Raw genomic sequence first — 23,653 nt, forward strand, 5'->3', positions numbered from 1 at the left:
TTCTGCCTCCTTATTCTCCACCTTTTTCAAATACAACCTTGATCGTCTTTAGTATGATTTTGATATCCAATCCAATACTCCAGTTGTCGATATACTGCACATCCAGTTTTACGACATCTTCAAAATCTTTGATTTCATTTCTTCCACTCACCTGCCAAAGTCCTGTAATTCCAGGCTTTGCACTCAGTCTGCGCTTCTGATGAGATTCGTACTGCCGGAACTCATCCACTGTCGGTGGTCTTGTTCCCACCAGACTCATATCGCCCTTTAATACATTGTAGAATTGCGGCAGTTCATCAATGCTGGTCTTCCGGATAAATTTTCCCACTTTCGTGATACGCGGATCATCTTTCATCTTGAACATAAAGCCGTTCATTTCATTCTGACTCTCCAGTTCTTTTTTGCGCTCCTCCGCATCCCTGTACATGGAGCGGAACTTATAGATCTTGAAAAACCGACCATTCCTCCCGACCCGCTTCTGTGCAAAAAACAGCGGTCCCGGTGACTCGATCAAAAGCGGCGGTGCCAGAAATACTGTTACGACTGCTGTGATTGCCAGTCCGACAATCGCTCCTGCGATATCCATCAGACGCTTGACAAATAACATTTTCCAGTCGTAATACTGATTGGAAAATGTTACGACGGGTACATTGCCCATCATATTAAAACTCTTATGATACTCATCAAAATGACGCAGCAGTTCGATCGTTATATGAACCGTTGCTCCCATATTTTCAAAATTATTGACAACCTCTGCCAGTGATTCCCCCGTATCGTAAGGTACATTGATAAATACTTCATCCACAATCTGTTCCTTCACATACTGGTACATGGTATCGTAAGTTGCCACGACCGGAATTCCCTCATACCATCTGCCAATCTGATTGTCATCAATGACCGCGATTCCGGTCAGGCGGTGTGCCCAGTCCTTCGCATTTTCGATCTCTGTCAGTGTATCCAGCACACGGTCCACAGTTGTGACCAGAAAAATCTGGCTGGTTCCTCTTTTATTCCTATAGATCTTTAGAAGGTAATACTTGATCGCGGCATGGGTTATAAAAAACAGTATCAGATTAACCACTGCAATACAGAAATACACTCCACGGGAAGCATCTGCATTATTGTGCTGCAAAAAAATTGTCAGTGCCGTCACAAAGATCATGACTACGCTGGCTTCCACTGCCGCCATAAAATCCCTTGCCAGGTTCCGTCGTATAAAATTCTTCTCAATGTCCGAAAACAGAAGCACCAGCATGTAGATGACCATTACCACTCCGAAGCTTTCCATCAGCTCGGTCTTCATATTTATTACCGACACATTCCGGTAACGCACCAGCCACAGATAACCTCCGAAGAAATAGCTGATGACAAAACATACCAGATCCGCCAGAAACAGCACCACTGTCTGGATCTTTTCTTTTGATTGGTACATATCAATTCCTCACTTTATCCCTCATAGATGATCTCACGGTTTCCCATGGAAAAATGAATACTCCATTTCTGTCCTGCCGGCAGAATCCACACACAGTCAAACCCAAACTGTGGGCGATCCACACGCCGGAGCTTTAACGCTTCTGCCACATCTGCCCGGTCACTCCGGGTTACATCTGCCCGGATCTGCTTTTCATCCGGACCATATATCCGGATATTAACCGGAATGCACCTTCCGTCCAGACATTTTGCCAGTGCCCATCCACTGCAGATCACACTCCCATCCTGCCGTTCCAGTCGATCGATATGATACAGCAGCCTGCGCACCCGGATCCATCGGGATTCTTTCACCACTTCTCCGTCTGTTGTCTGCTCTCCGGCAAGAAGCTCTTCAAACGGTATGACTTTTGTTCCCATAATGCGCTGCATATTGCGCACCGGAAAACCTCCTTCCAGCAGATACTCCTGAAAATGTGTCTCCCACTCTGCAAACTGTGCCGCTTCTTCCACGGTAATGTCCACCATCGCAAGCCACTCCGAAAGGTCTCTTCCCTGAGCCTTGAAAATCTGGTAATAAGCAAAATAGATGGCACGATAGAGAACAAACTTCTTGGGAACCGGAAATGGAAATGTCCACTCGTAGTCAATAACGGTCCAGTCTGCCGATACATCCAAAACCGTCCCGCCATTCCCCGTCTCCACGAAGATATTGGAAAAGATCATATCCACATCACTCACATCCGCACAGATGTACGCATTCTCCTGTCCTGCCGGGCCAAAAACATTCCGGAATTCCTCCGTCACAGTAAACGGGCTGTCTCCCCCCGCCTCCATCAAGCGTCTGCCATATAGACGTATGATTGTCTCTACTGTGCTCCAGTCGCCCTGCCGGAAACTGCGCTCGATCATGCTCTGTAAGGTCTCCCCCCTCACAAACGGAGAGCTGACCCGGCTTCCCGCCTGTAATTCTTCCACTTCACAGGGGCAAAAACGGATCCGACTGCCGCGATAGGCTTCCTGCAGCTGCCGGAAGCACTCTTCTATCCGCCGTACATGCGGATCCGCCGCCTTCGTTCCGGCATATTTATATACTGTTTTTCTTCCGGCAACATCTACCACGATGTCTGTCCGGATGCGGAATCGTTCTGCCCGCTCGTTGGAATATTTGGAATAAATCGTTCTATCCAACCGCTCTATCCCTCCTGCCCTGCCACAATCAGAAATGAATTGGCAAATGTTCCATACACACCTTCTGCCAACAGGGTATCTGCCATTACGCGCTCGTCAAAACATGCGACCCTGTCCCTGTCATAGTTACTTCGCCCTTCTGCAAGTTCTCCCGCGGCGGGCAGCCAGTCATCCGAGTAGATCACGGACGGAAACTTGTGATCCGGATAGGGATAATACCATTTCAAATCATCAAAGCCCGCCTGTGTAAGTAGTCTCTGATACTCACTGCGGGTATATGACCTTCCAGAATTCTCCACACAATCTATATTAGAATAACCATTAATCCCTGTAAAATAGCCGCCCACATACTCTTCCTGACACCCTGCAAGATATTTTAGCCCGATACGGTTCGCATCTGCAAGGTAGAGATACCCATCCCTACAAAGCAGATTTCTCAGATCTGTCAACTGATTCTGCCACCGGTAGAAACTTCCCGCAATAAGAATTACATCAAATGACTGCGTTTCTGTCGGAATCTCCCGTGTGAAAATAAGACGCCCATCGCGGCTGTCCGTTGCAAACCGTGCAGAGAGAATCTGTTCCTGTCTGTCATCCGTTATCAGACAAACTACTTCCTTTGCCATGGAAAGAAGCTTTCCTGTAAGCGCTCCACACTCGGGATTACACTCAAGCACACGCTTCGTCGCGTCAATCGGCAGCCAGCCAATCAGGTTCTGACGAATTTCCGACAAATGGTACAAAAAAGAGTAGGATGCCCGCTCTCTGATGATTCTGGCATACTGATCCGGTGTATTCTGTTTTATAACTTCATACAATTCTGTCAGAATCTGTGCATTCTCCATCTTTTTTCCTCCATCTCTCTGTGCTATATTCTATTCCTCCACACGCTCCACGGTCGTCTCCGAATTCATATCATAGAAACCAACCGTATTCTTGTCCGATATAACCGTAACGCCCACCACATCATACAGCCGGTGGTACGCCCGGAACTCGCCTCCCACGTAGCCGGTACAGCTGATGGACAGCAGATACTCGCCTCCCTGCAGATCCATATTCTGTTTGAAGGAGGCCACGTAGATCTCTCCCGCCCGTGCCAGTCCGACGCCGACCTTCTCGTACATGGTGTTCGTTCCCGTGACAGCGGTTCCCTGCACGGTCTTAAACGTATAGGTAAAAATCGGATCCTGAATATCGGTGTGAAACTGCACCTTTGAGCGGATAGTAAAAGACGTCCCCTTCTGGATACAGCTCGTATAGCTTCCGTACTCGTCAATCACCGCAAAATCAATGATTTCCGCTTCCCCGGTTCCGTATTCATTCACCTGCGGATTCAACTCATAGTTGGATTTCCACAGCTTCTTTGTCCCATTTTCCTTCGCGTCCGCAAGCACCTGTCCGCTCGCAATATTCTGCGACTGATTTAACAGCACTTTCTTGTACAGGTTGATCGTGTCCTTGGGATTTCCCTCCGACAGCTTGACGCCCTTGTTTAAAAGAATCACGCGGTCACAGTATTTTGCCACACTGCTGATGTCGTGGCTGACAAAAATAATCGTCTTGCCCTCCGCCTTGAAATCCTCAAACTTTTTATAACATTTTGCCTGGAAAAACACATCTCCGACCGACAGCGCCTCATCGACAATGAGGATCTCCGGATCAATGTTGATCGCCACCGCAAACGCCAGACGCACAAACATACCGCTGGAATACGTCTTGCACGGCTGGTTTACAAATTCACCGATATCCGCAAATTTCAGAATATCGTCCAGCCTTGCATCCATCTCCTCCCTGGAGAATCCCAGCATCATGCCGTTGAGATATACGTTTTCGATGCCGGTGTATTCCATGTTAAAGCCTGCGCCAAGTTCCAGCAGCGCCGAGATTCTTCCGTCGATCTCGACCTCACCGCTTGTGGGTGAGAGCACGCCTGTGATAATTTTTAAGATGGTGGATTTGCCGGAGCCGTTCGTTCCGATGATTCCGACCGTCTCACCTTTTTTCACATCGAACGTGACATGGTCGAGTGCCCGATGTTCTTTGAATCTGCCTTTTCCCGCAAGCCCCAGTGCGTCAAACAGCCGCTCCGAGGGTCTGTTGTATAGCCGGTATACCTTGCTGACATCTTCTACCCTGATTGCTAACTCATCCATTCAGTTACAAATTCCTCTCTATAATACATCCGCAAAATGCGGTCGCAGCTTCTTGAACACAGTCGTTCCGAGAAACAGTAGCACTGCCGTCACAACCCAGAAATATACGGTAAGCCCCATATCCTCCCAGAATCCGATATGATTGATCAGCGCGTTCCGGTATCCCGAAACAATATAGTACATCGGATTGAGCTTTAACACGGCAATCGCCCATCCCGGTATCTGCACCATCGTCTCAAAGTTCCACATAATCGGCGTCACCCACATGCCAATCTGCAACAGGATTCCCACCACTTCTTTCATGTCGCGGAAAAATACCGTCACCGCACTCGTCGCATACACAAGCCCTGTCGCAAACAGAATCATACAGAACGAATAATATATGACCTGCAGCGCATACCAGTCCGGCATATATCCCATACAGATGAAAAGCACAATCGTAAACGCCACAAAAAACAGATGCGTAAACAGCGCCGATATCATTTTTACCACTGGGAGCATATCGATCTGGAACACAACTTTTTTTACCAGATAGCTGTACTCCACCAGAACACCGGTGCCGCCGTTTAGCGCTTCCTGAAAATAGAACCACGGCACAAGTCCCGCTGTCAGCCACAGCACGAATGGAATCTCAATTCCGGTCCTAAGATCCGTCGCCTTGGAATTCAGTCCCTTCTCAAACACGAACCAGTACAAAAGCACCGTGATTACCGGCTGGACGAACGCCCAGACCACACCAAAGTAGGAGCCTGCAAACTTCTTCTTGATGTCATTTTTTGCCAGATTCCATACCAGGCTTCTACTTCCGATCAGATGATGAAGCAGTGATGTATCCTTCTTCTTTCCTGCCATCTATGTTCTCCTAATCTCTTTCTATCCCTCTGCAGGCGCATGTTTTTCCTTACTTTATGCCGTGCGCCGCCTTATATTCTGCGAAGCTTTTCTGCACTTTATCCTTGTCGGATAAGATCAGATCCGCCGCTGTCATTCCTTCCGGCATCGGCCATTCCACGCCGACCTCGGCATCATTCCACAGAATACCGCCCTCATCGTTCGGATGGTAGAAGTCCGTTACCTTGTAGCAGAACTCTGCCTCCTCCGACAGCACGATAAATCCGTGCGCAAAATTCTTCGGCACGAAAAACTGCTTCTTGTTCTCCGCGGAAAGCAGCACGCCGTACCATTTGCCGAACGTCTTCGATCCCTCCCTTAAATCCACCGCAACGTCAAACACCTCGCCGTTTACCACACGGACCAGCTTGTCCTGCGGATAATTGATCTGAAAATGAAGCCCGCGGAGCACGCCCTTTTTCGATGCTGACTGGTTGTCCTGCACGAACTGGCAGTCAATCCCCGCCTCCGCAAAATCGTTATAATTGTAAGTCTCCATAAAATATCCGCGCGCATCGCCGAATACTGCCGGCTCGATGACCTTCAGTCCCTCAATGCCGTTGCAATTCTCTGTTACCTTGATCTTACCCATGTTCTATAATCCCTCCGCGATTTCCATCAGATATTTGCCGTAATCCGTCTTTAAGAGCGGCTGTGCCAGCTTGATGAGCTGGTCTCTGTCGATAAAACCACGCTTATACGCGATCTCCTCAATGCAGGAGATGTATAAGCCCTGACGTTTCTGGAATGCAGACACAAAATCTGCCGCGGCAAGCAGCATGTCGTGATTTCCCGTATCCAGCCATGCGAATCCTCTTCCAAGCGTCTCCACGCTCAATGTTCCACGCTCCAGATAAGCGTTGTTGACCGAGGTGATCTCGATCTCCCCGCGTGCGGACGGCTTGACGTTTTTCGCAATCTCCACCACATTGTTATCGTAAAAGTAAAGTCCCGGCACTGCATAATTGGACTTCGGGTGCTCCGGCTTTTCCTCGATGGACAGCGCCTTGCCATTCTCATCGAATTCCACGACGCCGTACTCTCTCGGATCTCTGACATAGTAGCCGAAAATCGTCGCACCCTGCTCCTTTTCCGTGCGCTCCGCTGCGCTCTTTAACACTTTGGAAAAGCTCTGTCCGTAGAAAATATTATCGCCGAGCACCAGTGCCACCGCATCATTTCCGATAAATTTTTCACCGATGATAAATGCGTCCGCGAGACCTCTCGGCTGCTCCTGTACTGCATAGGAAAAACTCATGCCGAGCTGGCTTCCGTCTCCGAAAAGCTCCTCAAACACCGGCAGATCCCGCGGTGTGGAGATGATTAACACCTCGCGGATTCCCGCAAGCATCAACGTTGATAATGGATAGTAGATCATCGGCTTGTCATACACCGGCATGATCTGTTTTGAAATCGCTTTAGTCAGCGGATAAAGTCTGGTACCGGAGCCTCCGGCAAGTATTATTCCCTTCATCTGAAAATCCTCCCATTTTATCCAATATACGCCACGTCCATTAACATTTGTAACGGACACAGCTTAATTTTTTCTTAATTTAAAACGCAAACAAGCAGTATCGCCCAAAAGGCGGTACTGCTGCCTGCATCAACTATCTGTTCTGATACATATCCTCATAATATTTCTGATAATCACCGCTGGTAACATTCTTCATCCAGTCCTCGTGCTCGAAAAACCACGCGATCGTCTTGCGGATGCCGTCCTCGAACTTTGTCTCCGGCTCCCAGCCTACCTCTGCCTTGATCTTGTCCGGTGCAATTGCATAGCGTCTGTCATGTCCCTTGCGGTCTGCCACGTAAGTGATCAGATCTTTGCTTACCAGCTTTCTTCTCGGATCGTCCGCCGGAAGCATCTCCTGTAAGGTATCAATAATAATCTCAATAATCTGGATATTCTGTTTTTCGTTGTGTCCTCCGATGTTGTAAGTCTCACCGAGGCGTCCCTTTTCCTGCACCATATCGATGCCCTTCGCGTGGTCGTCGACATACAGCCAGTCACGCACATTCTTACCGTCGCCGTACACCGGAAGCTTCTTGCCCTGCAGTGCATTGTTGATGATCAGCGGGATCAGCTTCTCCGGGAACTGGTACGGTCCGTAATTGTTGGAGCAGTTTGTGATGTTCGCCGGGAACTTGTAAGTATCAATGTATGCCTTTACCAACATATCTGAGGATGCCTTGCTGGCTGAATACGGGCTGTGTGGTGCGTACGGAGTCGTCTCATAAAAATAAGATCCGTCATCCTCCAGGGAGCCGTACACCTCATCCGTCGATACGTGTAAAAACTTCTTGTCCGCCTTAAATGTTCCGTCCGGAAGTTCCCATGCCGCCTTGGCGCAGTTTAACATCACTGCCGTTCCGAGCACGTTCGTCTTCACGAAGACCTCCGGATTCTTGATACTGCGGTCTACATGGCTCTCTGCAGCGAAGTGAACCACACGGTCAATGTCGTTCTCCGCGAAAATCTTCGCAATGGCTTCCTTATCCGTAATGTCCGCCCGGATAAACGTATAATTTGGATTGTTCTCAATGTCCTTCAGGTTCTCAAGGTTTCCTGCATACGTGAGAACATCCACATTGATAATGCGGATCGCATCTCCGTATTTGCGAAACATGTAGTGAATGTAATTAGAACCGATAAAACCGGCTCCCCCTGTTACCAAATAAGTTCTCATCTCAACCTCCATTTATTTTCAATACTTGCAGTCTCTATTATCCATGGCCGTTTCACTGCCATAAGTCTCTTCATTTTATCATAGATTCCGTTCCAGCACAAGCTTGTGTATACACAGACCACCACATCGCCTCTACCACCAGTCTGTCCGCATCTGCTCCTTAATCTCCGACAGCCGCACGACAACACAATCCTCCGTCACCAGAACCGATCCCTCTTCCGGGAAATCGTTCATCTGTCCCGCCAGTTCCACCGCACGCTTCTTCTGCTCTTCCGTCGCATCTTCCCGCAGCACATTGCCAGTGTAAGCCTGTACAAATCCGCAGATGCGGTGTGTCGTACCGGTCGGATTCTCCATGCTGTAATCCCAGCCATAGAACGACCATCCATACATCTCAGTCCGCCTGCACCACTCTGGGAGATCCGCCTCCTGATACCCGACAAACACTACCGGAAGCCGCGGCAGTTCCCCTCCGTCTGCCCCGGCAAGGCATTCTAACAGCTGCTGTGTCTTTTGCTCATCCTCCCTGCAGCGCATCTCATCTGTCACGGTAAGACGCAGATCGTAACTCACCTGAACCGCAATCGCAACGCAGATACACACTCTGCAGACGAACAGCAGCCAGTAACCCGTACCATGGTCTCTTGCATCCCAGAGTTCCGCCAGTCGTTCCGTCACATACATTCCCAGGAACGCTCCCGCCACCGGAAGTGCAAACTGTGATCTTGTCACGATCATCTCCCCCATGTATGCCGTCAGAAGCAGCGGCGTAAGCACAAGTCCCGCGAGCCCCAGCAATGCATACACGATCTTTTTCTTCTCCCACGGAAGATTCCGCTTTTTCCGGCAGGCAAACGCGCTCCCAGCAAGCACAAGCAGGAGAATTACACCACATCCGTAAAAAGAGAAGTTTCTGGGTCCATGGCCGAGCAGCAGATTTTTCAGCGTGCGCAGCACATTCTTGATACATGCGAGCACAGGCAGCCTTCCCCAGCCCATCTGGCTGTCCATATAATCCGAAGACACCAGAAACGTGCTCATATACCAGTGATAGCACAGATACACCACACCGAAATGTGCGATCATCCAGAGGATCTGCCTGAGGTATCCGTCCTTCTTTTGCTCCGCGGTCAGCTCCGCCAGGAAGAAAACCAGGCACACTGCGACATAATAAACCGCCAGCGCCTGATACGCTCCAAGTCCGATAAACAGCAGAACACCCGCCGCAAATGCCCGAAGCAGATTCATTACGGTTCCGGTGCCGATTCCGGTCATCAGAAACGCCGCTGCAATCAACAGCAGCATTGCAAGCGCCACCTCCGCCTGCTGCAGGGAAAAGTAAATCTGATAACACCAGATGTTGGACGTTGCATAAAGGAGCAGGAAAATCCAGTACCGGCTTTTCTTTTTCCCGGAACGCTCATAAATGCCGAACGTCAGGAAATTGGCTCCCAGCCAGAAAAACAGAAAGAACAATACCCCGCTTTTTATGACCTGATGTGTGCCAAGCCCCAGAAGGCGCTTGAGCCACGCCAGCTCCCACCGTCCGATCGCAAGCCATCCCAGACTGCTTCCCGGGTGATTGATTAACTCTTCTGTATCAATGCGGATATTTCCGCAAAAAACAAGACAACCGAAACAGATCAGCATTGCCGCCATTGACGCAGCAAGCAGCCCCCAGTATTTTCTCACATAGTCATGCAAATCCCGCATTACAACACTTTTCATCCGTTCCGGTTATCCTTTCACTTTTCTGTCGGTATCTCTCTCAGCCCAAATGCTGCATATATTCATCCAGCGCGCTCTCCCAGTCAGCCATACGATAGCCGTCCGTCAGGCGCATCATGTAATTATCCAGAATGGAATACGCCGGTCTTTTCGCTGAAGCAGGATTCATCGCTGCATACTCCTCGCTGGTCACATGTCTGACGCAGGTATTCTTCCCGGCACGCGCAAATACCGCCTCCGCAAATGCTGCCCAGTTGGTATCTCCCTCGCAGGTTGCATGAAACAGTCCATAATTCTCCGTCGGTTCATAGTGATGAATCGCACGCGCAAGTTCCACTGCGCTGGTCGGTGAACCGAGCTGATCGCATACCACGCTCACTTCCTCATGGTTCTCCGACAGTCTTAACATTGTCTTGGCAAAATTTTTGCCGTCCCCGTACAGCCATGCCGTGCGGAAGATAAAATATTTTCTTGCGAACGCCTTCACGAAGCGCTCTCCTTCAAGCTTTGTTTTCCCGTATGCGCTGACCGGGCCCGGCTCATCGAATTCCGTATACGGTCTCGTCCCGTTTCCGGCGAACACATAATCCGTGGACACATGTATCAGCTTTGCGTCGACTTCCGCAGCAGCGATGGCAAGGTTGCGCGGACCGATCGCGTTGATGCGGTACGCTGCATCCCACTGTGTCTCACAGGCATCCACATTCGTGTGCGCCGCACAGTTGATGATAACCTGCGGACGCTCGGCGCGGACAAGCGCCAGCACGGCATCCACATCGGCGATGTCAAGTGCTGTGACACCATCGCCCTCCACCACATCTGTGTTGATAAACGTTACGTCTTCCTTTGCATACTCTGCGCGGATTGCGCGCCCCAGCTGACCGTTACAGCCGGTAACCAGTATCTTTTTCATCCGGTTTTCCTCTCTTACTCTTCTATTCTCCAAGTCCGTTCTCAATGGCATGCACAAGCGCCGCAAGCGCTTCCTGTTCGTCTTCCCCCTCGCATACCAGCTCAATCTCATCGCCCGATTTGATGCATGCACCGAGCACACTCAACACGCTCTTGGCATTTGCAGTATTCTCGCGGTATCGGAATGTGATGTGCGATTTGAACTGCATCGCCTCCTTGCACAGGATTCCCGCCGGTCTAAGATGCAGTCCCGTTGGATTCTTGACTGTGACTTTCTGACTTACCATGCTCTCTTCCCTCCAATGAATAATTTTCCTAACAAATCCTCTGACTCTACAACATAATGCGCGTAATCAATTCCGCAAGTCTCTTCGCTTCCTCGTCAATGACTTTCTGATCTTTCCCCTCAATCATAACGCGCACCAACGGCTCGGTACCGGACGGCCGGATCAGCACGCGTCCCTCACCGTTAAACTTTTTCTCCAGTTCTGTGATTGCATCCGCAATCTCCGGATACTCCATAAAATGCTCTTTTTTGTGATTCGGCACCTTGGCATTGACAAGCGCCTGCGGCAGAACCTCCATGATCGCTGCCAGCTCTGACAACGGCTTTCCGGTGTCCACCATCACTTCCAGAAGATGCAGGGCGCTCAAAAGCCCATCTCCGGTCGTATTGTCATCCAGGAAAATAACGTGTCCGGACTGCTCACCTCCGATATTGTATCCGTGTTCCCGCATGTTCTCCAGAACATACCGGTCTCCGACTTTTGTTTTCTCTACGTGGATTCCCTCTTTTTCTCCCATCAGAGTAAATCCCAGGTTGCTCATGATCGTCACAACAATCGTATTCTTCTTCAGTCTGCCCTTCTGCTTCATGTAGTTGCCGCAGATTGCCATCACCTGATCGCCGTCTACCAGATTGCCCTTTTCGTCAACCGCAAGCATACGATCCGCATCGCCGTCAAACGCGATACCGGCATCCGCCTTCTCGTACACAACGCGTGCCTTCAGCTCATCCATGTGGGTAGATCCGCAGTTCGCATTGATGTTGGTTCCGTCCGGGTCGGTGTGAATCGCCACCAGTTCCGCACCAAGATCGCTGAGCGCCTTGACGGACGTGTAATACGACGCGCCCTCCGCGCAGTCCACCACGATCTTTTTGCCGTGCAGATCGACCGGAACACATTTTTCCATAAATTTCACGTATTCATCCTTCAGATCAAAGCGGTATTCGATCTTTCCCACGCCGGATCCGATCGGAAGTACCACGTCCTTCATGTTGTTGCGGATCAGCGCTTCAATCTCATCCTCCAGTGCATCGGAAAGCTTGTAGCCCTCGCCGTTGAAGAACTTGATTCCGTTAAATTCCATCGGATTGTGCGATGCCGAGATCACAACACCCGCATCTACTTTATGCTTTCTTGTCAGATAGGCAATCGCCGGCGTCGGCATAACCCCCACAAAAATGGCGTTTGCACCCACGGAGCAGATTCCCGCCATCAACGCGCTGGCAAGCATTCCTCCCGATATTCTGGTATCGCATCCGACAATGATTGTCGCCTGATGTTCCGTCTCTTTCGTCAGCACATACGCGCCTGCCTGCCCAAGCTTGGTTGCCAGTTCGATCGTCAGTTCCGATCCCGCCACGCCACGCACGCCATCCGTGCCAAACATTCTAGCCATATTCTATTTCCTCCATGTTTCTTACTTTTTACGGATTGTTGCTGCTTCTCTCCACATCACTTCCAGCCGTACTGTTCTCAGTGACCGTCTTATCCGTCTTATCCGTCTTATCGGTTTTATCCGACTTGTCAGCCGCATCGCCTGCAGCGGCGGTGTCGGCTGTATCGTTCGTCTTGCTCTCACTGTCTGTCGTATCCGTATTATCCGAAGTACCCGTTTCGGCGGTGTTGTGGTCGGTAATTGTCACCGGCAGTGTCACTGTTCCAATCACCCAGCAGTGCTCCTGCTCCAGCGTGATCTGCACATTCAGGTGATGCTCGCCCGCTCCAAGGTTGGATGCGTCCGCCGTTCCGGTAATATCTTTTGCAGAGATTCCCGCAAGCTCGCTCTCCGCTCCGCTGATCTCTACCGCGACCGTGCTCTCCATGTAATTTGCATTGTAACCGTCGCGCACATTCTGAATGGTAAAGTTTGCCACTGGCACCTCGTAAGTCGCCTTGACAACCGGCTCCACCTTCGCGATCACTTCTACTTTTGCATCCGAATTCAGCACAAGGGACGTCCCGCTCGGCAGATAGGAACTGATATCCACCGTTGTGGTCAGATCCTCGGTGATACCAGAAATGTCCAGCACCTCCTGCGGAATGGTGATCTTACTGACGGTATTGAGCGTTGCCGCCTCGCCCTTGATACGCACATTATCCAGGCTGCTTTCCACGCCGGTAAGCACATAGCCGTCCGCCGGTTCGCCCTTCGCCTCAAACTCCAGCGGCACATCCTTGGTATTTAAGATCTGTGCCGAAATATTGACTGTGGACAGACTGAGTGTCAGCTTTGTCGTGTCGATCACGTTGCCGTCGGCATCATATAACACCGGCACAACGGAATCCGTCACATCCGTGGACATACCTTCCACATTGATCGTCGCCACCGCCGTATCAATCTGGCTGACGATGGATGCCGGTCCCGAAACCTTTAACAGGTTGGAGCCCACGATCTGTACCGTGCCGAGTGCACAGCCGTCCATCACGGTTCCCTTGGTTGCCGCCGTAATCGCCTTCTGGCAGGTGCCGCGGTCTTCCAGCGCCACTTCCAGATAGAGCTGTTTGGAGACGACGGAGACTTTATTGCTATACCGCTTCGCGGTGATCGTCACCGGCACGCGGTAAATTCCGCTTCCCTCATCGTACTCAATATTCTCCATGTCCGCCGTTGCGGAAAAATCGGCATTGGATAATTCATCGTGCACGCTGCGCGCAGCCGACACGCGGAATGACACTACGTTGCTGCTGTCCAGCGGTTCATAATATTTGTTCTGCGATGTGATATAGTCCGTATTCTCCGCTACAACATTGGTGGTATAGGTCTTTGACGTCGTCGGATCGTCAATGTTAATCACGACTACCCACAGCACAACCGCCAGTATGACCGCCAGTATTTTGAGGCTAAAATTATTTGTTATCGTTTTTCCGAGCCGTTTTAGCATCTTTCAGCCTCCTCTTCCACAATGCAATCTTCGATAATTCCCGTTCCCGCCTCTGGATGTACGTCAGCTTGTTCTTCAGAAACTCGGCATCTACATTGCGGTAAAGTTCACCGCCGAGCGCAATCGACACTCTTCCGGTCTCCTCTGACACAACGATTGTCAGGGAATCGCTCACCTCGCTGATTCCGACAGCCGCACGGTGTCTCGTTCCCAGATCCTTGCTGATCGACAGGGAATCCGTAAGCGGCAGGTAACAGGTCGCCGCCACGACTCTGTCCCCGCGCACAATCACGGCGCCGTCATGGAGCGGTGTGTTTTTTTCAAAAATATTGATCAGAAGCTGGCTTGTCAGAATACCGTCCACCGCGATTCCGGTGCGCTCATATTCCGAGAGAACAATCTCATCCTCCACCACAATCAGGGCTCCGGTCTTCACCTTTCCCATCTCGTAGCACGCCTTGACCATTTCATTAATGGTCTTATCCGAGAACTTCCCCGTATCCTCCTTTGAGGAATCAAAGGAAAACAGGAACGCCAGAACGTTTTTCCGTCCGAGATTCTCAAGCGCCTTGCGCATCTCCGGCTGGAAGATTACAACCAGAGCTATCACCAGGACATTTAACGTATTCCTTGCAATCCAGATGATCGTGTTCATCTGGAACAATGCTGCCAACAGAACGAAGAGCAGAATCACCATCAAACCGCGCAGCAGCATCCATGCTCTGGTATTCTTGATCCACACCAGCATATAGTAGATCAGAAACGCTATGATTATGATCTCCACGATATCTGTTATGGAGATTTTTGGAAGATTCATATAAAGAGACGCTTTCTGCCAGAAAGCATCGAGGGTAGCTAACATGTTCTGCACGCGGTCCACTTCCTTAATCTAATAATTCTTCGTCGATATCCATCTCTTCCGCAAAACGCTTCTTCGTGAGACGTTCCTTTTCGTCCTTCCCGCTGAAACGCTTTACCTGCTTGTTGGTGCCGGATACCACAGCCTTCGGCACTGCTTTTACATAGTAGTAATACTCATCATCCTCAAACTGTAACCGCTCCGTTCTCGAGTAATCCAGGTTAAAGAACAAAAACTGTATCACAAATGCAATCAGAAGAGAGATTACATTGCCCACCAGCACGCTCACCGTCTTACCGGAAATTCCAAGAAGCATATAGCCCGCAATCAAACCTATCGTCTCAAACAGGATACCGGATGCAATCGCAATCTGCCATGCATTCGCAATGGACATTCTGCGAATCAGATACACAATGATCAGCGTCACAGCCATGATGCCGATCACGAGATACATTTCCTTGTTGCCGAGAAGCTGGTTTAACGCCACCACAATCTTGGAATTCGCCTCCGTGCTCTCTTCCGCCGCACCGCCGAGCAGCTTTTCATTCTGCCGGACTCCGTCGAGGAAAAAGTAAACCACCGTACCGCAGATCACTGCAAATACAGAATATGCCTCCTCCAGCAGTCCCATTCCAACCGGAATCACATACGGGATATTCAGCCGGAAGCAGATCGGCGTCAGCAATACGCCCATTCCCTGTCTGGGAGCAAAACGAAAATAGATAAAATAGATCAGCACAAACAGAAGAAGTGCGACCAGACATACCTCAATCGATAATGCATACATATCCGCCAGTATGACGACCGCCGCAATAAAGATCGTGCCGCCCACAGGCAGGATGGCACAGAGCAGTCCTAAAATCAGCGCCACCGGTGTGGAGCTGACCAGTTCCATGTAGCCGATGTTCCTGTCAATCGTCATCAGCGCCGCAAACGCCACGATAAACTTGACGATCGGTGTAATGTACACTTCGTATTTTCCGTAGAAGCGTACTAATTTTTCTTTGAGTTCCAATAAGGTTGTCATTCCATGCCTCCCGCTCTAATCCCAGTCTTTATGATCGGATGTCCGGAGGCGTTCTTCCCTCTCATACATCTGATTCACCTTTTTCAGGTTGTTGTAATACTTCTTCACCTTGCGGCGTCCCTCTGTGTATTTCATGTTAAATATTACCCACGTGGCTCCGAGGTAAATCACCATAAACACCAGATACGGCACTACCGCTGTCATGACAAGCCCCTGGATATCGAACTTGTTCAGCTTTGCAAGCAGCTCTTCCGTCGCATACAGCCCCCACATTCCCATCAGAAGCCCGTAGCAGATGGTTCCTGTCACGAAGCTCCCCAGCAGACGCATGGAAACATAATCTTTTCTCGCATACTGCGTCATCGGCTTACACTGTTTCCCGTCATTTGTATCAAACTGTGCCATCTTAATCAGGTGGCGCAATCGTTCTTCATTTACCATACAGTAGTTATCCTTTCTCCGCCCTGCCGTTCCAGCCTGCGCAGGTCAAAATTGCACGCAATTATGCATTCTTTTTTTATTATAACACAGCACTATTTATTTTCAAAGCAAAAAACAGAGCCCGATACCCAGGCCCTGTTGATTCTCTTGGTATTATTTGAGAAAACGCATGCGGTTTTTATCCCGCTCTGTCTCCTGCGGCGGCTCCGGCTTATGAATCGACTCTGCAAGCGCGTTCGCCATATTGTTCTTGCACTTCTCGCAAAATCTTCCCGTGCGGATCGGCTTCCCGCAGGTCTCACAGACAATGCCGTCTGCTCCTGCCACGGAAAGTGACAGACGCTCCTCGCGAATCCACTGTCTGATCTGCTTCACCGACACATCCAGCTCCTCAGCGACCGTCTCCACACTTGAATTCGGATTCTCCTCCAGGAAAGCCTTTACCTCCTGGAACTTCTCCTCAAGCTTTTTCTGACACGCCGGACAAAGCGGCGCTCCCCCCATATAGTTAAACAGGCGTCCACAGCTCCTGCAATTTCTCACTTCCATACTTCTCAATCCTCCTGAATTCCCCTGTCAAAATCCCGCACCGATGCTGACGCAAATATAATAGATCCGCTCTGCGCCGCCCTTCAGCAGGACCTCCGAAACGGTATCTATCGTTGTTCCCGTCGTATAAATATCATCCACCAGCAATATTTTCTTATATTTTACTATATCTGCTGCTAATTGAAAAGCATTTTTTAAATTTGCCGCTCTTTGTCCGCCATTTAACTCCTTCTGCGGCACCGTGTTCCGCACACGGCGCACAAGCCCGGCGTCCACAGGAAGCCCCAGCTCCCTGCCAAGCGCCCGCGCGAATGTCTCGGCCTGATTGTATCCGCGCCGCCGCTTTTTCCACCGGTACATGGGCACCGGAACGATCACTTCGATTTGATTTTTAAAAACCCAGTCCTGATAAAGCGCTGCCGCCTCCCTCGCATAATACGCCGCATATTCGCGCCGGTTTGCATATTTAAACCGGTACATGGACTGCCGGATATTTCCCTGATACACAAACACGGCTTTCCCCTGGCAGTACGCATGCCTGCGCTTTCCGCAGTCCAGACAGAATTCCGCCCGCTCGCCATCCAGCGGCTTGCCGCATCGCTTGCACACCGGTTCCTCGGCAAGCCGTACAGCATCCGCGCACCTTCTGCACGGGACACATTCCGGCACCGTCACGCGGTCGCAGATCGGACATCTCGGCGGATAGATGAGACCAACGATCGTCTCCGTCCCCCACCGCAGTCCGCGTCCTGTTTTTTCTTTTCCTGTTGCGAAATCAGCCTGCATTGCATTTCCCGCTCTCCCCCCGGTCATCTGATTCCGCTTTATCCTAGCATGTCCGCCCCTTTTTTGCCATAAACATTTTCTTAATTTTTTCTTTCTTTATTTTAAGGAACGGTTGACGAATATACTTTTCCTCATTATAATTTTATCTATTAAAAGCATTAAAGCTTTAATGCAATAAAGGAGGAGATGCTTATGAAAAAAGCACACAAACTGATTTCGGCAGTATTAGTCTCCACGATGGTCTTATCCATGACCGCGTGCGGCAGTGGAGAAAAAACGTATAAGGTAGGTATCCTGCAGCAGCTGGAGCATCCGGCACTGGATCAGGCAACGCAGGGATTTCAGGATGCCCTGACCAAACTGATGGGCGATTCCGTCACCTTCGATGTGCAGAACGCACAGGGCGAGCAGGCGAACTGTTCCAGCATTGCCACCACCTTTGTCTCCAACAATTACGATCTGATCCTCGCCAATGCGACGACCGCCCTGCAGGCTTCCGCGGCGGCCACCAGCACGATCCCGGTACTCGGAACCTCCGTGACGGACTACGCAACCGCGCTCGACATTGACGACTGGACCGGCGCCACCGGAAAAAATATTTCCGGCACCTCCGATCTGGCTCCGTTAGACCAGCAGGAAGATATGCTCGTGGAACTGTTTCCAGACGCCAAGAATGTCGGCATCCTCTACTGTTCCGCAGAACCGAACTCCGTGTACCAGGCAACGGAATTCGGAAAGTATCTGGATGAGGACGGAATCTCCCACAAGGAGTACACCGTGGCAGATTCCAACGACATCGCCTCTGTCGTACAGAGTGCTGTCAGCGAAGTAGACGTCATCTACATTCCGACCGACAACACCATGGCAGGCAACACCGAAGCGATCGACAACATCACACGCCCGGCAGGCATTCCCGTCATCGCCGGCGAAGAAGGAATCTGTTCCGGCTGCGGCGTTGCGACGCTCTCCATCAGCTATTACGACATCGGCTACAAAGCGGGCGAGATGGCTTATGACATTCTGGTAAACGGCAAAGATATATCCACAATGGATATTGAATATGCCCCGAATGTCACCAAAGAGTACAATGCCGCGATCTGTTCCGATTTAGGCATCACGGTTCCGGATGATTACGTGGCAATTGATGCCGAATAATATTTTTCCTTACAAGGGGGTTTTTCCTGATGAATTATTTTATGTCGCTTGACCCGCTTGCCCTCTTCCGTTCCATGCCCGGCGCTTTCGCCCAGGGCATGGTCTGGGGACTGATGGCACTCGGTGTCTATATCACCTATCGTCTGTTGGATTTTGCGGATCTGACCGTAGACGGTTCTCTTGCAACCGGAGGTGCGGTTGCCGTCATGCTGATCCGCGGAGGTATGAGTCCGTGGGCAGCACTTATTTTTGCCTTTCTGGCAGGCATGGCCGCCGGTTTCATCACCGGTATCCTGCATACCGCTCTCGGCATTCCGGGCATTCTGGCAAGCATTTTAACCCAGATTTCCCTGTATTCCATCAACCTGAACATCATGGGCTGTTCCAACCAGGCCGTCAGTGTTGACAAGTACCCTCTGGTGGTCTCGCTCCGCTATCTGTCCGACTCCAACAGCACCCGCGTGCAGATTTTTGCGACATGCATCCTGTTCTGTTTTGCAATCGTTGCGATTCTCTACTGGTATTTCGGCACGGAGCAGGGACATGCCATCCGCGCAACCGGATGTAATCAGCAAATGGCGCGTGCGCAGGGAATCAACACCAACCTTCACACCGTCATTGCGCTCATGATCTCCAACGGTCTGGTCGGGCTTTCCGGCGGTCTCTACGCCCAGTATCAGGGTGCGGCGGACGTCAACATGGGACGTGGTGCCATCGTCATCGGTCTCGCCGCCGTCATCATCGGGGAAGTCCTTTTCGGCAGACTCTGCGCCGGGAAGAATCTCGCTTTCGCCTACACGCTGTTTTCCGTAATCGGCGGAGCGATCATCTATTATATTGTAATGAATGTGGTTTTATGGTTAAAGCTTCCTTCCGACGATCTGAAGCTTTTCTCCGCGATCGTTGTGGCAGTATTCCTTGCCATTCCTTATCTGAAATCCACACGCAAAGGAAAGGAGCGGTAACACCATGGCAGAAATGTTAAAAATAGACAATATCAAGAAAACGTTTAATCCAGGCACCATTAACGAAAAAGTTGCATTAAACGGTGTGAACCTCTCTCTCGAGGAGGGCGATTTCGTCACCGTAATCGGCGGAAACGGCGCCGGAAAATCCACCACCTTAAACGCCATCGCAGGCGTGTGGCCGGTGGATTCCGGAAAAATCTATATCGGCGGCGATGATGTGACACGCCTTTCCGAGTACAAGCGCGCCAAATATCTCGGACGCGTCTTTCAGGATCCTATGACCGGCACCGCGACGACGATGTCGATCGAGGAAAATATGGCGATCGCCGCCAGACGCGGACAGAGCCGCGGGCTCTCCTGGGGCATCACAAAAAAGGAGCGCGACGTCTACCGTGAGATGCTTGCCACGTTAGATCTCGGTCTGGAAGACCGGCTTTCCAGCAAAGTAGGGCTGTTGTCCGGCGGTCAGCGCCAGGCAATCACGCTGCTCATGGCTTCCATCCAGAAGCCGAGGCTTCTGCTTTTAGACGAGCACACCGCAGCGCTCGATCCGAAGACAGCAGCCAAAGTGCTTGAGATTTCCGACAAGATCATTGCCGATCACCACCTGACTGCCATGATGGTCACCCACAACATGAAGGATGCCATCGTACACGGCAACCGCCTCATCATGATGCATGAAGGCCGGGTCATCTTAAACATTGCCGGAGAAGAGAAGAAGAAGCTGACGGTGGAAGATCTCCTCCATCAGTTTGAGAAGGTCAGCGGCGAGGAGTTTGCAAACGATAAAGCGCTGCTGTCGTAACCGCAGGAAAGAGGCATAACGCGGTCGCAGGATATTTCGGGAGGAGAAGCTGTCCGGATGAAGTGAGCGCAGGCGGAAGCCTTTTGTGTTTCAGGATGTAACGGGCACAATCCCTTCTAATCGCAAAATCGTGTATTTCTAATCCGTGCGGCCGTTGCCTTTGCGATGATCCGTGTCTTTCCAAGTTTGGAGCACCCCCGCGGAAGCTGTCCTCAAGCTACAGACAATTTTAGGACTTTTGTGCAGCACTTACCTGCACTCTAAGCATAAAACATAACCGCGCGAAGCCGATGTCTGAGTCGGCATCTGCCCTATTTTCAATAGCAGATGCCGGCGAGTTCCGGTTCGCGCGGTTTTATGATGTCTATGCGTGAGTGCAGTTAGTGCTGCCAGAAAGTCCGCTCATTGTCTGCTGCTTGACGGACAGCTTCCGTGGGGTGTTCAAACGTGGCAAAGACACGGAACCTAAGACAACGATCGCACGGAAGAAATACGGGATTTTGCTCCAAAGAAGGGACTGTGTCCGTTGCATTCTGAAACAAATGGGCTTCTCGCCTGCGTTATCATTCTCCGTATTCCCCTCTCCAAACGCGAAATGTTCTGTAACTGCGGCAGTGCTATGCCTCTTTCAGTCGGTCACACAGCCCGCTGTATCGTTTTTGCTGCGACGTGTTCTGCACCATCTGCTCAAACGTCACCTCATTGCCGACCAGCGTCACACATTTCCGAGCGCGGGTGACCGCTGTGTACAGCAGATTCCGGTTCATAAGCATCGACGGTCCGGACAAAAGCGGAATGACGACCGCCGGGTATTCGCTTCCCTGCGATTTATGTATGGTAATCGCGTACGCCAGTTCCAGTTCATCCAGCAGTTTGTATGGATATTCCACCATTCTGCCCTCATCAAATTCCACAGTCATCGTCTCCGCGAAATCGTTGATCTCCCGGACAATTCCCATGTCTCCGTTGAATACTCCCGTTCCTTTATCCACAGACAGACCGTATTTTGTGCGGATTTCCCACTCTAACTGGTAGTTGTTCCGTGTCTGCATGATCTTGTCCCCCTCGCGGAACAGAATATCGCCGTGTTCCTTTTCACGCTTCTGCGGAGACGGCGGATTCAGATAGCGCTGCAGTATTCCGTTTAACCGCTCTACGCCCAGCAGTCCCTTGCGCATCGGCGTCAACACCTGTATATCGTACGGCGTCGCGTCCACAAATTTGGGGAGTTTCTGCTTGATCAGCTGCAATACCACGCTGATAATCACATCCGCGTCATACCGCTTCAGGAAAAAGAAATCCATGCTTTTGTTGTCCAACGTCACTTCTTCGCCCTGATTGATCTTGTGCGCATTCACAATGATGTCGCTCGTGGATGCCTGGCGGAAAATCTTCGTCAGCATGACCACATTGCACTCGTGCGAGCGAATAATGTCCCGCAGAACACTTCCCGGTCCCACACTCGGCAGCTGATTGACATCTCCGACCAGAATCAGTCTCGTTCCAACAGCAACCGCCTTTAACAGTGCATGCATCAAAGAAATATCCACCATGGACATCTCGTCGATAATCACAACGTCCGTCTCAAGCGGATTCTGCTCATTCCGCTCAAACCCTGCCGCACCGTCCACACCGCCGTTCAGTTCCAGCATGCGGTGTATGGTTCTAGCCTCAAACCCGGTCGTCTCGCTCATGCGCTTCGCCGCACGTCCGGTAGGCGCCGCAAGAAAAATATCAAGTCCTTCCATCTCAAAATACTTGATGATCGTATTGATCGTCGTCGTTTTTCCGGTACCCGGTCCTCCGGTGATAATCAGAAGTCCGTTGCGCACCGCCTCTTTGACCGCTGTCATCTGGTGCTCATCCAGTTCCATTCCGGTCTGCTTCTCAATTCTGCGAACACGCTCCTCGATTTCCAGATCCGGAACATCATAGCTGACATTGAGCTGTTTTAACATGGTTGCCGTATTTGCCTCCATGTAGTAAAAGGACGCCGCATAGATCTGCGTCTGGTTTTCGCCCTGCTTCATGATGATTTTCCGCTCGATCGCCAGATCCATATACTGCTTCTCGATCTGCTCCTCCCCGACCTCAAGAAGCTGTCCAGTTCTTCTGGTCAGTTCCTCCTCCGGCAGGTAGGTATGCCCCTCTGTGGATGCCTGAAGCAGCACATATAAAATTCCGCTCCGGATCCGGAAATCAGAATCCATGCGGATTCCTACCCGGACAGCAATCTCGTCTGCCGTGCGGAATCCCACACCCTCAATGTCGTCCGCCAGCCGATACGGGTTCTCACGGATAATCCCGTATACCTCCTGTCCATACTGCTGATATACTTTCACTGCCAGGTTCATCGTGATGCCGTACTGCTGAAGGAAAATCATCGCCTGCCGCAGATCACGTTTTTCATTCACCTGATCCGCAATCTCCATCGCCTTGCGCTCGCTGATTCCCTTTACTTCCGCCAGCCGCTCCGGCTCCTCCTCGATAATCCGAAAGGTATCCGCCTTGAATCTGCGCACAATCCGCGCTGCCAGCGCCAGACCGATTCCGCGGATCGCCCCGGAACCGAGATAGCGTTCGATGGCTTCCTCATCTTCCGGCGCTTTCTCCTCAAAACTTTCGACTTTAAACTGTTTGCCATAAGTAGGATGATCGGTATAGTCACCGGATGCCTCGATGTTCTCCCCCTCAGCGATTGCCGAGAAGATTCCCACGCAGGTAATCTCCTCCTCCCCGCTTACCAGATTGAGAACCGTATATCCGTTGTCTGCATTTCTGTATATAATATGTTCCACATATCCTGCTAACTTTTCCAAATCATTCCTCCCGCCGAAAAAAGCAGAGAACCCGTCACCTCTAACGGTGACCGCCCTCTGCCTCGTTCATTCTTAACTGCCG

22 protein-coding genes are annotated in these 23,653 nt (G+C 50.8%); 3 read left to right on the plus strand and 19 right to left on the minus strand.

From position 1 onward, the window contains the following. Positions 1-10: 10 nt before the first annotated feature. The 18 genes from RHOM_RS12015 to RHOM_RS12095 form a co-directional block, all read right to left on the minus strand. The gene (locus RHOM_RS12015) at positions 11-1,432 is read right to left on the minus strand and encodes a sugar transferase (RefSeq protein WP_014080587.1); all 1,422 of its coding nucleotides are present in this window, start codon (positions 1,430-1,432) and stop codon (positions 11-13) included. A gap of 14 nt (positions 1,433-1,446) precedes the next feature. Further along, positions 1,447-2,619, minus strand: a complete 1,173-nt coding sequence (locus RHOM_RS17060; protein ID WP_014080588.1) for a hypothetical protein — start codon at positions 2,617-2,619, stop codon at positions 1,447-1,449. A gap of 5 nt (positions 2,620-2,624) precedes the next feature. Further along, positions 2,625-3,464: a class I SAM-dependent methyltransferase gene (locus RHOM_RS17065; RefSeq protein ID WP_014080589.1), complete on the minus strand. Its 840-nt coding sequence runs from the start codon at positions 3,462-3,464 to the stop codon at positions 2,625-2,627. 30 nt (positions 3,465-3,494) lie between these two features. Beyond that, entirely contained in the window at positions 3,495-4,772 is a 1,278-nt protein-coding gene (locus RHOM_RS12025; RefSeq protein WP_014080590.1) for an ABC transporter ATP-binding protein, read from the minus strand. Between the two features lie 18 nt (positions 4,773-4,790). Then, on the minus strand, positions 4,791-5,624 hold the full coding sequence (locus RHOM_RS12030) for an ABC transporter permease (RefSeq protein ID WP_014080591.1): 834 nt from the start codon (positions 5,622-5,624) through the stop codon (positions 4,791-4,793). Between the two features lie 49 nt (positions 5,625-5,673). Next, positions 5,674-6,255 (minus strand): dTDP-4-dehydrorhamnose 3,5-epimerase, encoded by a 582-nt coding sequence (gene rfbC, locus RHOM_RS12035; RefSeq protein ID WP_014080592.1) that lies wholly within the window; start codon positions 6,253-6,255, stop codon positions 5,674-5,676. Between the two features lie 3 nt (positions 6,256-6,258). Continuing rightward, complete coding sequence (gene rfbA / locus RHOM_RS12040) at positions 6,259-7,137, minus strand: glucose-1-phosphate thymidylyltransferase RfbA (RefSeq protein WP_014080593.1); 879 nt, start codon at positions 7,135-7,137, stop codon at positions 6,259-6,261. A gap of 133 nt (positions 7,138-7,270) precedes the next feature. Next, positions 7,271-8,353 (minus strand): dTDP-glucose 4,6-dehydratase, encoded by a 1,083-nt coding sequence (gene rfbB, locus RHOM_RS12045; RefSeq protein WP_014080594.1) that lies wholly within the window; start codon positions 8,351-8,353, stop codon positions 7,271-7,273. Between the two features lie 132 nt (positions 8,354-8,485). Continuing rightward, entirely contained in the window at positions 8,486-10,081 is a 1,596-nt protein-coding gene (locus tag RHOM_RS12050) for a glucosyltransferase domain-containing protein (RefSeq protein WP_014080595.1), read from the minus strand. A 40-nt stretch (positions 10,082-10,121) separates the two neighbouring features. Continuing rightward, a complete protein-coding gene (rfbD, locus tag RHOM_RS12055; RefSeq protein ID WP_014080596.1) occupies positions 10,122-10,994 on the minus strand; it encodes a dTDP-4-dehydrorhamnose reductase in 873 nt (290 codons plus the stop codon). A 22-nt stretch (positions 10,995-11,016) separates the two neighbouring features. After that, positions 11,017-11,280: an HPr family phosphocarrier protein gene (locus RHOM_RS12060; RefSeq protein WP_014080597.1), complete on the minus strand. Its 264-nt coding sequence runs from the start codon at positions 11,278-11,280 to the stop codon at positions 11,017-11,019. Between the two features lie 46 nt (positions 11,281-11,326). After that, entirely contained in the window at positions 11,327-12,676 is a 1,350-nt protein-coding gene (gene glmM / locus RHOM_RS12065) for a phosphoglucosamine mutase (protein ID WP_044024690.1), read from the minus strand. A 28-nt stretch (positions 12,677-12,704) separates the two neighbouring features. Next, a complete protein-coding gene (locus RHOM_RS12070) occupies positions 12,705-14,162 on the minus strand; it encodes a CdaR family protein (RefSeq protein ID WP_014080599.1) in 1,458 nt (485 codons plus the stop codon). Then, on the minus strand, positions 14,128-15,024 hold the full coding sequence (gene cdaA / locus RHOM_RS12075) for a diadenylate cyclase CdaA (RefSeq protein WP_044025023.1): 897 nt from the start codon (positions 15,022-15,024) through the stop codon (positions 14,128-14,130). The genes RHOM_RS12070 and cdaA overlap by 35 nt, the downstream gene beginning before the upstream one ends. Before the next feature lie 22 nt (positions 15,025-15,046). After that, entirely contained in the window at positions 15,047-16,048 is a 1,002-nt protein-coding gene (locus tag RHOM_RS12080) for a hypothetical protein (protein WP_014080601.1), read from the minus strand. Positions 16,049-16,063: 15 nt separating this feature from the next. Then, a complete protein-coding gene (locus RHOM_RS12085; RefSeq protein ID WP_014080602.1) occupies positions 16,064-16,489 on the minus strand; it encodes a hypothetical protein in 426 nt (141 codons plus the stop codon). A gap of 153 nt (positions 16,490-16,642) precedes the next feature. Further along, entirely contained in the window at positions 16,643-17,038 is a 396-nt protein-coding gene (locus RHOM_RS12090; protein ID WP_014080603.1) for a flagellar protein, read from the minus strand. A 27-nt stretch (positions 17,039-17,065) separates the two neighbouring features. Continuing rightward, complete coding sequence (locus RHOM_RS12095) at positions 17,066-17,851, minus strand: ComF family protein (RefSeq protein ID WP_014080604.1); 786 nt, start codon at positions 17,849-17,851, stop codon at positions 17,066-17,068. A 165-nt stretch (positions 17,852-18,016) separates the two neighbouring features. Here RHOM_RS12095 and RHOM_RS12100 point away from each other — a divergent pair, with 165 nt between their 5' ends. The 3 genes from RHOM_RS12100 to RHOM_RS12110 are packed head-to-tail and all read left to right on the plus strand — an operon-like array spanning position 18,017 to position 20,752. Beyond that, on the plus strand, positions 18,017-18,979 hold the full coding sequence (locus tag RHOM_RS12100; RefSeq protein ID WP_014080605.1) for an ABC transporter substrate-binding protein: 963 nt from the start codon (positions 18,017-18,019) through the stop codon (positions 18,977-18,979). A 29-nt stretch (positions 18,980-19,008) separates the two neighbouring features. Continuing rightward, entirely contained in the window at positions 19,009-19,944 is a 936-nt protein-coding gene (locus RHOM_RS12105; RefSeq protein WP_014080606.1) for an ABC transporter permease, read from the plus strand. 13 nt (positions 19,945-19,957) lie between these two features. Beyond that, a complete protein-coding gene (locus RHOM_RS12110; protein WP_014080607.1) occupies positions 19,958-20,752 on the plus strand; it encodes an ABC transporter ATP-binding protein in 795 nt (264 codons plus the stop codon). Positions 20,753-21,369: 617 nt separating this feature from the next. On the opposite strand, the gene recD2 is transcribed toward RHOM_RS12110, so the two are convergent. Further along, positions 21,370-23,571 (minus strand): SF1B family DNA helicase RecD2, encoded by a 2,202-nt coding sequence (gene recD2, locus RHOM_RS12115; protein ID WP_014080608.1) that lies wholly within the window; start codon positions 23,569-23,571, stop codon positions 21,370-21,372. Between the last annotated feature and the right edge of the window lie 82 nt (positions 23,572-23,653).

This window comes from Roseburia hominis A2-183 (genome assembly GCF_000225345.1).
GTDB lineage: Bacteria > Bacillota > Clostridia > Lachnospirales > Lachnospiraceae > Roseburia > Roseburia hominis.